The 12,456-nt window shown below is 63.2% G+C and carries 9 protein-coding genes; 5 read left to right on the forward strand and 4 right to left on the reverse strand.

Annotated features, from left to right (window positions below; translation table 11 throughout):
* The 4 genes from AB4Z11_RS08355 to AB4Z11_RS08370 form a co-directional block, all read right to left on the reverse strand.
* The coding region (locus AB4Z11_RS08355) for a response regulator (RefSeq protein ID WP_442024316.1) at window positions 1–875 on the reverse strand (875 nt) is incomplete at its 3' end.
* Between the two features lie 2 nt (window positions 876–877).
* Window positions 878–3,838 carry a response regulator gene (locus AB4Z11_RS08360; protein WP_442024318.1) on the reverse strand — a complete coding sequence of 987 codons (2,961 nt, stop codon included), beginning with the start codon at window positions 3,836–3,838 and terminating at the stop codon, window positions 878–880.
* Between the two features lie 94 nt (window positions 3,839–3,932).
* Entirely contained in the window at window positions 3,933–4,133 is a 201-nt protein-coding gene (locus AB4Z11_RS08365; RefSeq protein ID WP_442024320.1) for a YbdD/YjiX family protein, read from the reverse strand.
* Complete coding sequence (locus tag AB4Z11_RS08370) at window positions 4,133–6,193, reverse strand: carbon starvation CstA family protein (RefSeq protein ID WP_442024322.1); 2,061 nt, start codon at window positions 6,191–6,193, stop codon at window positions 4,133–4,135. The genes AB4Z11_RS08365 and AB4Z11_RS08370 overlap by 1 nt, the downstream gene beginning before the upstream one ends.
* Before the next feature lie 151 nt (window positions 6,194–6,344).
* Here AB4Z11_RS08370 and AB4Z11_RS08375 point away from each other — a divergent pair, with 151 nt between their 5' ends.
* From AB4Z11_RS08375 to AB4Z11_RS08395, 5 genes are all read left to right on the forward strand, one after another.
* The gene (locus tag AB4Z11_RS08375; RefSeq protein ID WP_442024324.1) at window positions 6,345–7,700 is read left to right on the forward strand and encodes a cache domain-containing protein; all 1,356 of its coding nucleotides are present in this window, start codon (window positions 6,345–6,347) and stop codon (window positions 7,698–7,700) included.
* 5 nt (window positions 7,701–7,705) lie between these two features.
* Window positions 7,706–8,335 (forward strand): response regulator, encoded by a 630-nt coding sequence (locus AB4Z11_RS08380; protein WP_442024326.1) that lies wholly within the window; start codon window positions 7,706–7,708, stop codon window positions 8,333–8,335.
* A gap of 232 nt (window positions 8,336–8,567) precedes the next feature.
* Entirely contained in the window at window positions 8,568–9,731 is a 1,164-nt protein-coding gene (locus tag AB4Z11_RS08385) for an HDOD domain-containing protein (protein ID WP_442024328.1), read from the forward strand.
* 4 nt (window positions 9,732–9,735) lie between these two features.
* Entirely contained in the window at window positions 9,736–11,784 is a 2,049-nt protein-coding gene (locus AB4Z11_RS08390) for a putative bifunctional diguanylate cyclase/phosphodiesterase (RefSeq protein ID WP_442024330.1), read from the forward strand.
* The coding region (locus AB4Z11_RS08395) for a hypothetical protein (RefSeq protein ID WP_442024332.1) at window positions 11,781–12,456 on the forward strand (676 nt) is incomplete at its 3' end. The genes AB4Z11_RS08390 and AB4Z11_RS08395, both read left to right, overlap by 4 nt.

Consider the following 12,456-nt stretch of genomic DNA (forward strand, 5'->3'; position numbering starts at 1 on the left):
AACTTACGCTGCTCGCGCGCGGAACGTTCCAGTTCGCGTGCCAGCGTTTCAAGGAATGCCTGGCGATTCGGGATGCCGGTCAGGCTGTCGCAATAGGCCAGGCGGCGGATCTGCTCTTCGGTGCGTTTGCGTTCGCTGATATCGCGCACAAGGCCCAGCACTTCGCCGCCGCCGGTACTGACAAGCCGCGCTTCAAAGTGATGCACATCGCCACGCCGTGGCAGTTCGTAGTCCACGGAACGGATCGATTGCGTGGACAGCACGCTTTTCAGCTGGTCCAGCAAGCGTTCGGCAATCGGGGCGGGCAAGACGTCGCGCACGTGGCGGCCGACGCAATCTACTTCACTGAAGGCCGCGCCGGGATCATGGCCTTGTTCGTAGTCGAGATAGTAGCCGTCGCAACTGAGACGGAAGAAGGTGTCGGGAATCGCGGCCAGCACGGCGCGGTTCTGCGCATCCGCAATGCGCAGGCGGGCGATGGCATCGCTGGCGCGCAGCACATACAGCACGCGATGGCCCAGGATCGGCCAGTTGATCGGCTTGGAGACGAAGTCGGTGGCGCCTTCTTCGTAGGCCTGCGTGACGGCTTCAATGTCGTCGCCGCCGGTGACCATGATGATCGGCACCGTGGTGCGCGACTCCAGTGCGCGGATGGCGCGGCAGACCGAGAAGCCGTCCATTTGCGGCATGTCGACATCCAGCAGCACGAGGTCGGGCGCGTTCTGCTGGAAACTCGATACGGCGGCGTGGCCATCGGCGGCTTCGATGGCGTCCAGGCCGACCTGGGACAGCATTTCCAGCATCAGCAAACGCATTACCGGATCATCGTCGGCTACCAGCACTGTGCCGCGTTTGGGAGAATAAAGCGCAGTCATGACTAGCCTCCATTGACGAGGATTGCGCTGAACGAGCGGCGGACCGACTGGAATTCCTGCTCCGCTTCCATTAACAGGTTGGCGGCGCCTTCGGTCGAGTCGGTGCGGCCGAGGTGTTCGAGTTCGCGGCACAGCTTTGCCAGGGCATCGGCGCCGACATTGGCACTGCTGGATTTCAGGCTGTGCGCGGCTTTGCGCATGACGCCTGTGTCCACGCTGTCGATGGCTTGACGCAGCATGTGCAGATGGGTGGGCGTGTCGTCGATGAAGGCGTGCAGCACACGGTGCAGCAGAATTTCGCCGTGGTCGGCGCTCAGGGCGCGGATCGCATCGAGCGCCTGGCGGTTGATACCGTCCGGCGCGAGCAGGGTGGCGCATTCGGCGCCATCCGCTGCGGTCAGCGTCTCAGCGCCCGCAGACGCCGTCGCGGTAGCCAGCGCCGGCGCGGCGTTGCCTGGATACTGCGCCGCTGGCACGACAGCGAGTGGCGGTGGAGCGGGATCGTCGGCGCGGCGCAGGGGATGCTGCATCGGCGCTGGCGCGGTGGCCGCGCGGGGCGGGCGAACAGGACGCAGTCGCGTTGCATCGCCGTGCTGCGCCGCTGCGGCGCGCGGCAGGGCGACCCAGCGGCCCAGCGTGGCGGCCAATGACTGCTGGCTGAACGGCTTGCTGAGGTAATCGTCCATGCCCGCCGCCAGGCAGCGCTCGCGGTCGCCCTGCAGCGCATTGGCGGTGATCGCCACGATCGGCAGCTGGCGCGCGCGTCCCTGCAATTGTTCGTGCTTGCGGATTTCAGCGGTGGCTTCGAAGCCATCCTTCCCCGGCATCATGCAGTCCATCAGCACCAGATCGAACTCGCCTGCGCGCGCGGAGTGAAGCGCTTCGTCGCCGTTCGCGGCGCAGACGACGTCGAGGCCCAGGCCTTCGAGCATGGCCGACGCCACCTCCACATTGACGGCATTGTCTTCGGCCAGCAATACCTTCAGACGCCGCCTGGATCGCTGCGCGCCTGTGGGTGAAAGGGAGGCGGTGCGTACGCCTTCGCTGGCACGGCCCGGCGAAACGATGCAGTCGAACAGATCACACTCGCGTGCAGGTTTGATGAGCTGGAAGGCCACGCCGGCCTCGCGCCGCTGCACCGAGTCGGCGGCATCGCGCATGGAGCTAAGCAGCAGCAGGCGTACGTCTGCGATGCGGGCGTCCGATTTGATCTCCGCTGCCAAAGTAAGGCCGCTGGCGCTGGACTGGTCCATGTCCAGCAATGCGGCGTCGTAGCACATGCCGGAAGCGCGCGCCGCATGCAGCAGATTCAGCGTCTCATCCGGCGAACTGGCGCAATCGCAGCGCACCTGCCAGCGCACCATCAGCTGTTCCAGCACTTTGCGACTGGCGGTGGCGGGGCCGGCGACCAATACGCGCAGGCCCGGCGCGGTTTCCTCGTCCACGCGCCGCTTGTCGAACTGCACGGTGAACCAGAATACCGACCCGCGCGTGAGCGCGTTGTCGACGCCGATGGTGCCGCCCATCAGCTCCACCAGCTGCTTGGAAATCGCCAGGCCCAGCCCCGTGCCGCCATGCTTGCGGGTGGTGGAGCCATCGGCCTGCGAGAAGGAATCGAAAATGCGCGTGCGGGCATCGCGCGACACGCCGACGCCGGTGTCGTGCACTTCGAAGCGCAGGCGCGCGGATTGCGCATCTTCCGCGGTGACCTGCACTTTGACCGTGATGTTGCCGCTGTCGGTGAACTTGATGGCATTCCCCAGCAAGTTCACGACCACCTGCCGCAGGCGATTGGGGTCGCCGCAGATGGCCACCGGAATATCGTGCGCAATGGCGAATTCGAGTTCGATGCCTTTGGCGGCTGCCTGCGGCGAGAAGACGCAATCGATATCGTCCAGCAGCTCGCGCAGATTGAAGTTGATGTACTCCACCGTCATCTTGCCCGCTTCAACTTTGGAGAAGTCGAGGATATCGTTGATGATGACCAGCAGGTGTTCGCCCGAGCGCTTGACCATATTCGTGTAGTGGTGCTGACGCTCGTCCAGCTCTGTATCCAGCAGCAGCTCGGTCATCCCCAGCACACCATTCATCGGCGTACGGATTTCGTGGCTCATATTGGCCAGGAAGGCACTCTTGGCCTGGCTGGCCGCTTCGGCGGCGTCCTTGGCTTTCTCAAGCTGCTCGGTGCGCACTGCGACCTGGCGTTCCAGCTGATCGCGATACTGCGCCAGCTTGCCGTCGCGGCTTTCGATCTGGACCATCATGGCGTTGAAGCTGTCGATCAGGGTACCCAGTTCGTCGTGGCGCTCATGCTGCACCTGGGCATAGGTCTGGCTGGACGAGACTTTGTCGGAGGCCGCAATCAGCTGCGCGATCGGCTGCGCAATGCTGTTGCGGAAGCGGGCCGACAGCACCAGCGCCAGCACAAACGAGATCGCAGTCGCCACGCCCGTCACGATAAGGCTTTTCAGGATGCCCAGCCACATGCGGCCTTGTCCCGCTTCGATCATGACCACACCGATCAGATGCGGCTTGACCCACACGGCACGATAGATGCGCAGGCGCGGCGCCCATAGCGGTCCGAGACGCTCCTCGGCCTTGCCTTGCGCAATCTGCTGCATGCGCGCCGCGGACAGCGGCTCCGCAGACCTGCCTTCGTCGGGAAAAGATGCATAGGCCTTGCCATCGCGGTCGAACAGGACGGCCTGGCCGATATCATCCATCACATCCAGCGCGGCGAGTGCCTGGGTGGCGGTGGCGTGGTCGGCGTAGAGCAGGGGAGAGATGCTGTTGGCGCCGATGATGTCGGCCAGCGATACCAGCTGTTCGCGCTCCTCGCTGGCGTGCGTGAGCACCGAGGCGATGGCAAACGAAAAGAACACCAGCAGCAATGCGCTGCCGGTGGTCAGCACCGAAATGACGGCGAGTTTGCGGCTAAGGCTGGAGCGTTCGAAATTGAGCATTTTCCACCGCCGTGGAACATTCCATCAGGCAAAATATAAATGCTCAAATTTCCGACGCTTTGATCTGCCTCTAACTTTGTTGGGACAAAGGCGCTTAGCAACAGCCGCCGCGTTTGCCCGCGCCACCGTAGCGGGCTTCCTGGCGTTCGCGGAAGAACTCCTCGTAGCTCATCACCGGTTCGCCGGGATGGGTGGTCTCGCGATGCGCCACGTAGGTGTCGTATTCCGGCAGGCCGACCATCAGCCGGACGCTTTGTCCGAGATAGCGGCCAGCCTTGACGATTTCGCCCAGCATCACTGCACCGCAGGCATCAGCTGGATCGGGCTTTCCTGGTGGCTCGGCTTCGAATTCGCGTAAGCCCTCATGGCGGTACGCAGACCGAATACCGTCACGGCCAGCACCACGACCATGAAGAAGCCGGCCAGCGAGGCGTCCAGGTAATCGTTGAAGATCACCTGCTGCATCTGCTCCAGCGACTTGGCTGGCGCCACGATCTTGCCCTCGGCCAGCGCAGCGGCATATTTGTTGGCGTGCGCCAGGAAACCGACCTTCGGATTGGCGTCGAAAATCTTTTGCCAGCCTGCGGTCAGGGTGCAGATCAGCAGCCAGATGGTCGGAACCACGGTCACCCACGCGTACTTGGCGCGCTTCATCTTGAACAGCACGCAGGTACCCAGCACCAGCGCGATACCGGCCAGCATCTGGTTGGCGATGCCGAACAGCGGCCACAGGGTGTTGATGCCGCCCAGCGGATCGACTACGCCCTGGTAGAGGAAGTAACCCCAGGCCGCCACGCACAAGCCGGTCGCGAGCAGACCTGCCACAGTGTTTTCAGGACGCTTCAGCGATGGAGCGAAGGCGCCCAGCAGGTCCTGCAGCATGTAGCGGCCGGCGCGCGTGCCCGCGTCGACGGCGGTCAGAATGAACAGGGCTTCGAACAGAATCGCGAAGTGGTACCAGAAGGCCATCATCACCTTGCCGCCGATGGCGTTGGACAGGATGTGCGCCATGCCCACTGCCAGCGTTGGGGCGCCGCCGGCACGCGAGATGATGGTGTGTTCGCCCACGTCTTTTGCGGTCTGAGTCAGCATCTCAGGTGTGATGTGGAAACCCCACYGCGACACCGCCTGCGCCGCCGATTCGGCCGTGCTGCCGATCAGCGCGGCCGGGCTGTTCATCGCGAAGTACACGCCAGGATCGATGGTGGACGCGGCCACCAGCGCCATGATGGCGACGAAGGATTCCATCAGCATCGCACCGTAGCCGATGAAGCGGGCATGGGTTTCGTTCTCGATCATCTTCGGCGTGGTGCCGGAGGAAATCAGCGCGTGGAAGCCGGACACCGCACCGCAAGCGATGGTGATGAACAGGAAGGGGAACAGATTACCCGCCCATACCGGGCCGGTGCCGTCGATGAACTTGGTCATGGCAGGCATCTGCAGGTAAGGCGCTACAAACACGATGCCCAGCGCCAGTCCGACGATGGTGCCGATCTTCAGGAAGGTGGACAGATAATCGCGCGGCGCCAGCAGCAGCCATACCGGCAGCACGGAGGCGATGAAGCCGTAGCCGATCAGCATCCAGGTCAGCTCAGTGCCGGTAAAGGTGAACAGGGGCGCCAGGGCCGGATTTTCCTGCACATACTGGCCGCCGAAGATGGCCGCCATCAGCAGCACGAAGCCGATCAGCGACACTTCGCCAATACGGCCGACGCGGAAGTAACGGGTGTACACGCCCATGAACAGTGCAATCGGGATGGTGGCCATCACGGTGAAGGAACCCCACGGTGAGCCAGTCAGCGCCTTCACCACGATCAGGGCCAGCACGGCCAGGATGATCACCATGATCATGAAAGTACCCAGCAGGGCGATATTGCCGGGGATCGGACCCAGTTCGGATTTGATCAGGTCACCGAGCGAGCGGCCGTCGCGGCGCATGGAGATGAACAACACCATGAAGTCCTGCACCGCGCCTGCGAATACCACGCCGGCCAGAATCCACAGCATGCCGGGCAGGTAGCCCATTTGCGCCGCCAGCACGGGGCCGACCAGCGGACCGGCGCCGGCAATCGCCGCGAAGTGGTGGCCGAACAAAACGTTCTTGTTGGTGGGGACGTGGTCCAGCCCGTCGTTGAATTTGTAGGCCGGGGTCATGCGCTTGGCGTCCAGGCCCATCACTTTTTCGGCGATGAACTTGGAGTAGAAGCGGTAGGCGATCAGGTAGCAGCACACGGCTGCAATCACGATCCAGATGGCGCTGATGGATTCGCCGCGCTTCAATGCGACGACGCCCAGCGCGGAAGCACCAGCCAGCGATAGCGCCGCCCAGCCGAGTTTCTTCAAAACGGGGTTCATTGAGTCCTCCAGGGAATTGGGATGCTGCTCTTCGCGCAGCTTATGGAGAGTATTCAGGAAGTGCATATCTGCTCACAAGCGCAGCACTACGCAGAATCGGTCCGTACTACTACGTAGGACCCGCAAGCCGCGGTGGACGTACAATCGCGGGATGAAGCTGCGGCATAAGTTCATTTTTCTGGCCATCGCGCCCCTGATCATCGCCCTGTGCGCCATCGCGATCGCGGTGCGGCATCAGGCGAACACGCTCGCCATGCAGCAGCGCGACACCATCCAGCAGGCCTACCTGGCCAGCAAGGAAGCGGAGCTGAAGCACTACGTGGCGCTGGCTTCCCACTCGATTTCCTATCTGGTGCAGTCCGGCCGCAATGACGACGCCACTCTGAACGAGGCCAAGCGTGTGCTGTCCACCCTCAGCTTCGGCGACGATGGTTATTTCTTCGTCTACGATATGCAGGGTAATTCGCTGATGCACCCGCGCCAGCCGGAGCTTGTGGGCCAGAACCTGTTCAATATGCGGGACGACCGGGGCAGCCCTACCATCCAGAATTTGCTCGCCACGGCCAGCAAGGGCGGAGGTCTGGTGCGCTATCACTGGGTCAAGCCGTCCACCCACAAGTCCGCGCCCAAGCTGGGGTACGTGGTCGCGATTCCGGAATGGGGCTGGATGATGGGCACCGGGATCTATCTCGATGACGTGGACGCGGCGCTGGCCAAGGTCGACGCGCAGCAGCGCGCCAATATCCAGAGCACCATGCTGTGGATCGCGGGCATCGCGATTCTGGGCGCGCTGGTGGTGGGCGTGACCGGCATGGTGGTGAACATCCGCGAATCGCGTGTGGCGGACGCCAAGCTGAAGGCGCTGGCCCAGCGCGTGGTCGAATCGCAGGAAGAGGAGAGGGCGCGCCTGTCGCGCGATCTGCATGACGGCATCAGCCAGTGGCTGGTGTCGATCAAACTGCAGATCGAGGCGGGCATCATCCGCCTGGCCAATCCATCGCAGCAGGACAAGGCGCAGGCGGTGTTCGAGCACACGGCGGAACAGTTGAACAATGTGCTGGGCGAGGTGCGCCGCATCTCGCACAATCTGCGTCCAGCCATTCTGGACGATCTGGGCTTGGCCGCAGCGCTGGATCACCTGGCAGGCGAATTCCAGCAGCACAGTGGCCACCCCGTCGCCTTCCACGCCGAAGGCTGGACCGACCGCCTGCCGGACGTCGCGAACACGGTGCTGTTCCGCATCGCGCAGGARGCGCTGACCAATATCGAGCGCCACGCCGCAGCCAGCCATATCGTGATCGACCTGCGCGGCGACCGGCATCAGGTGGTGCTGCGCATCAGCGACGATGGCCACGGCTTCGACGCCGAGGGCATCGCCGTGCATCCCAAGCGCGGCATCGGTTTGCGCAATATGATGGAACGTATGGAGGCGATCGGCGGCGACTTTGCGATCACCTCATCACCCGCGGGCACGGTCGTCGAGGCCCGCGTTGAATACCGGAGTTGAATGCCATGGCAATCAGGATTTTGCTGGTCGATGACCACCCACTCGTCCGCGACGGACTGCGCGCGCGGCTGGAAGCCATGGAGCAGTTCCAGGTGGTGGGTGAGGCGGGCAGCGCGGCTGAAGCGCTGGCGGAAGCGGGCCTCAGTGCGCCGGACTTGGTCCTGATGGACATCAATATGCGCGGCTCCAACGGCATCGAAGCCACTGCCCAGTTCAAGGCGCAGTATCCGCAGATCCGGGTGCTGATCCTGTCCATGCACGACAAGCTGGAATACGTGACCCAGGCCATCCAGGCCGGCGCGCGTGGCTATGTGCTGAAGGATGCGCCGGGCAAGGACATTGTGGTGGCCATCGAAACCGTGATGTCGGGCGGGATTTACTATAGCGCGGCACTGGCGGCCCAGCTGGCCAAACCGCAAAACCAGGACAATCAGCTCACCCAGCGCGAGCACGAAATCCTGCGTCACATCGCCAACGGCGAATCCAATAAGCATATCGCGCGCGAACTGGACCTCAGCGTGCGCACCGTGGAAACCCACCGTCTCAATATCAAACGCAAGCTCGGCATTGAAGGACAGGCCGAGCTGATCAAGTTCGCCGTCCAGCACGCGCAATTCCAAAGTGGCAATAATTAGCCCTAATTGACCGGAAGTGTATTGTTATAGAAACAGCCAACCCGGTTTGGAGAGCACTCTCTACCAACCGGAACCTGTATTTTCGGCAATTTCTGTTATATTCCACAAGTCCTGAAAATCAGGAAAGATTTATTGGATTTATGTAAAAGCTTCCGGTGTTGCGTTTCGCGCCAATGGTTGCCTACCGTTAATAGTTGAACTACCATTGCTGCACAACCACGCCGAGATACCGATGTTTGCGTCTGACTCTAGCCCGTTTCCGCTGGTTGGCTTGAAGCCGGTCTCCAACACCCAGAATCAGTGGGTGGCGTTGGCCTTCCAGCCGCTTCAGGGCGCCGCGCCATCCGCGCTGCTCGCCCTGATGGCTGATTCCGATGCGGAAGTTCTCGCTTCCCTCGACTGCATTATTCCCCTCGCCGATCCGCTGCAACTGGAGCCGTCCCACTTCGAGGGCCTGGCCACCAGCCGCATTGTGCTGTCCATTCCGGCCGCGGTCTGCGCCGATGAGGCAGTGCTGAAGCGCTGCACCACGCTGTCCGACGCGGGCTGCCGCCTGCTGGTGGAAGGCGAGGCCAACATCCAGGCTGCGCGTGCGGGCGTGCGCGGGCTGAATTTCGACTGTGGCGAGACGATGCCGTCCGCGCTGGCGATGCTGACCTTCCCCGGCCCGCATATGGCGCGCAATGTGGTCAGCGCCGAGCGCCTGGAAGAATGCCGCAGGGCCGGCTTCTCCTGGTTCTGCGATACGCCTGCCGTCATGCCGGCTGCCGGCGATGCGAAAGACGACGGCACTTCGCGCAAGCGCCTGCTTACTCTGCTAGGCCTGCTGGCGCGCGATGCCGATTCGCGCGAGCTGGAAGCGCTGCTGAAGCAGGACCCGGCATTGTCCTATCACTTGCTGAAACTGGTGAATTCGGCTGCATTTGCGCCGGCATCCACCATTCATAACTTCGGCCAGGCCATCAATGTGCTGGGCCGCCGCCAGCTGCAACGCTGGCTGCAACTCCTACTGTACGCACGCCGCCAGGTGGACGGTCCGCCGAACGCCTTGCTGCCGCTGGCCGCCTTGCGCGCCGCGCAGATGGAGGCGCTGAGCAAACTGGCCGGCGGCGACCGCGATGCGCAGGATATGGCTTTCCTGGTCGGCGTGTTCTCGCTGCTGGATGTGCTGCTGAATATGCCAATGACCGAGATCGTGGCTGCCCTCAGCCTGGATCTGGACGTGGTGCGCGCGCTGGTCGAGCGTTCCGGTCCGCTGGGCGAAATGCTGCGCCTCGTCGAGCAGCACGCGCCCGACGCCAGCGCGCTGCGCGACGTCGGCATCGATAACGAAACCTACTGGCGCAGTCTGCTGCAGGCTTACCAGTGGGCGCTGCAAGTCAGCAAGAACGTCTAAGACCATGGCGTCCCATCCCGTCTCCGACTTCCTGGACAGCAGCGCGGCCCTGTGCGACGCGGTGCTGCGTCTGCGCGGCCCTGCGCTCGCCGCGGAGCTGGGACGCATTGCACGCGACGTGACGCAAAGCCCGCACGGGCGCTGGGTCCCGGCCGGCACCAATCCATCCGATGCGCTGCCTGGCCAGGCGCTGCATCAGAACGTGATGTTCGACGACCAGTTCTTCGGCCGCTTCGAAGTGTCCGGCGGTACTTACGACGACAAGGTGCGCCAGCACCTGGCCAGCCTGGCCGCGCTGGCGGGCAGCGTGCTGCAGGTGCATTCCATCGCCCAGCGCACCACCCACGCTTATGTGCAGGTGGAAGCCAAGCTGCAGCACCAGTCGCAGATTCTGGATCAGATCCACGAGTCCGTGCTGACCATGGACATGAATGGCTTCATCACCAGCTGGAACAAGGGCGCCGAGCGCCTGTTCGGCTATACCTCGGTGGAAGCCGTGGGCCGCAACATCCTGTTCCTGTACGAAGATGAAGGCGACGTCGGCTTCCACGACAATTTCCTGGAGCAGGGCGGCCGCTTGATGGAAGTGCGCCGCAAGAAGAAGTCCGGTGAAGTATTCTGGGCCAGCCTGTCGCTGTCCACGCTGTGCGATGTACACGACCGCTCGATCGGTCTGATCGCCTACATCACCGATATCACGGAGCGCAAACAGGCCGAGGAACGCATCCATCACCTGGCCTATTACGACGCGCTGACCAATCTGCCCAATCGCTCCCTGCTGACCAAGCTGGTGGACCAGGCGCTGACCGTGGCCCAGCGCAGCAAGCAAACCGGCTGCGTGATGTTCATCGATCTGAATCGCTTCAAGATGATCAACGACACGCTGGGACGCGAGATCGGCGACGAGCTGCTGTGCGAAGTGGCGCAGCGCTTCCGTCTGGCGCTGCGCGACCAGGATATCGTGGCGCGTTTGGGTGGCGACGAATTTGCCGTCGGCCTGTTCGACATCAGCCAGCACTACGAAGCCAGCATGGTGGCGCAAAAGCTGCTGCAGACTTTGAGCTCGCCCTTCATCATCGATGGCCACGATCTGCGCGTTGGCGCATCGATCGGTATCAGCGTCTTCCCGCAGGACGGGCAGGATGCGGAAACCTTGCTGCGCCTGGCCGACATCGCCATGTTCCGCGCCAAGCAGGGCGGCGATCCGGATGGCGAAAACGTCGCGTTCTACAGCCACGATATGAACCAGGGTATGCAGGAACGCATGCGCATCGAATCCGGCCTGCGCCAGGCGCTGGGCAACGGACAACTGATGCTGCACTACCAGCCCAAGTATTCCATCGCTTCCGGCCAGATCATCGGCGCCGAAGCGCTGGTGCGCTGGAAGCATCCTGAGCGCGGCCTGGTGCCGCCCGCCGAATTCATTCCGCTGGCCGAAGCGACTGGCCTCGTGGTGCAGGTCGGCGAATGGGTGCTGGAAGCCGCGTGCGCGCAGGCGCAGCGCTGGAAGCAAATGGGACTGCCGCCGGTACGCCTGGCGGTGAACGTGTCCGCGCGCGAGTTCACCTCCGCGCTGCCGGGCCGCGTGAGCGAAACGCTGAAGCGCTACGGTCTTGAGCCGTCGTGGCTGGAGCTGGAAATCACCGAGAGCACGCTGATGCACAATATCGATCGCGTGATCGGCATCATGGACCGCCTGACCGCGCAAGGCATCACGCTGTCGCTGGACGATTTCGGCACGGGCTATTCGAGCCTGTCCTACCTGAAGCGCTTCCCAATCGATACGCTGAAAATCGATCGTTCCTTCACCACAGGTATCCCGGGCGACACCAACGACTGCGCCATCGCCAGCACCATCATCAGTATCGCGCAGCAGCTGCGCCACAAGGTGATTGCCGAAGGCGTGGAAACCGTCGAGCAGCTGGCCTTCCTCAAGGATTCCGGCTGCGACGAGGTGCAGGGCTACCTGTTCTCGCGTCCCCTGCCTGCTGACGAATTCGAGCAGGCCCTGCTCAAAGCCATGCTGCCGCACTACACCGCGAGCCAGGCATGAAACGCATCGCGATCCTGTTGGCAGCCGCGCTCTGCGCCGGCGCTGCCTGGGCTGGCGATGCGATCAAATTCGGCGTGCCGGACGCGATCGCGCCATTTGTTCTGCCCAGCCGCGACAGCGGCCTGCTGGTCGACATCTTCCGGGAGGCCCTTGCCACGCAGGGCGCGGGCGCGGAATTCGTCTACCTGCCATCGAACCGCACCGACGAAGCCTTGCGCACCGGCTGGGTGGACGTTGTGAGTGCCCTCAAGACTGCGCCGCCGGCGACTGGAGTGCCGGGCCACTGGCCTGTCACACACTTCCACAATGTGGCGATCACGCTGAAGGTGCGCATTCCCCGCCTGGCCATGGACGATTTGTCGCGCTACCGCGTGAGCGCCTTCCGTGGCGCGTCGAAAGTGCTGGGCGCCGCCTACCAGGAAGCCACTGCCGACAATCCCTCCTACCGTGAATTGCCAAGCATGCCGTCCGCGCTGCTGATGCTGGGGCAAGTGGACGTGGTGATCTCGCAGCCGGACATCTTCCGCTACTACCTCACGCGCCAGGCCAAATTCAGCCGCGTGGACGACAACGAGCTGGCCTTCCACGACATTCTGGGGAAGGGCGTCGATTACTGGTTCCAGTTCCGCACCGCCGAGCAGCGCGACGTCTTCGAGCGCGGCATCGCTGCAC

The sequence above is a fragment of the Pseudoduganella sp. RAF53_2 genome (assembly GCF_052113985.1).
GTDB lineage: Bacteria > Pseudomonadota > Gammaproteobacteria > Burkholderiales > Burkholderiaceae_D > Rugamonas.

Coding starts and splice junctions, on each gene's coding strand:
- AB4Z11_RS08360 (WP_442024318.1), bottom strand. CDS start 3,838: ATGCTCAATTTCGAACGCTCCAGCCTTAGCCGCAAACTCGCCGTCATT.
- AB4Z11_RS08365 (WP_442024320.1), bottom strand. CDS start 4,133: ATGCTGGGCGAAATCGTCAAGGCTGGCCGCTATCTCGGACAAAGCGTC.
- AB4Z11_RS08380 (WP_442024326.1), top strand. CDS start 7,706: ATGGCAATCAGGATTTTGCTGGTCGATGACCACCCACTCGTCCGCGAC.
- AB4Z11_RS08385 (WP_442024328.1), top strand. CDS start 8,568: ATGTTTGCGTCTGACTCTAGCCCGTTTCCGCTGGTTGGCTTGAAGCCG.
- AB4Z11_RS08390 (WP_442024330.1), top strand. CDS start 9,736: ATGGCGTCCCATCCCGTCTCCGACTTCCTGGACAGCAGCGCGGCCCTG.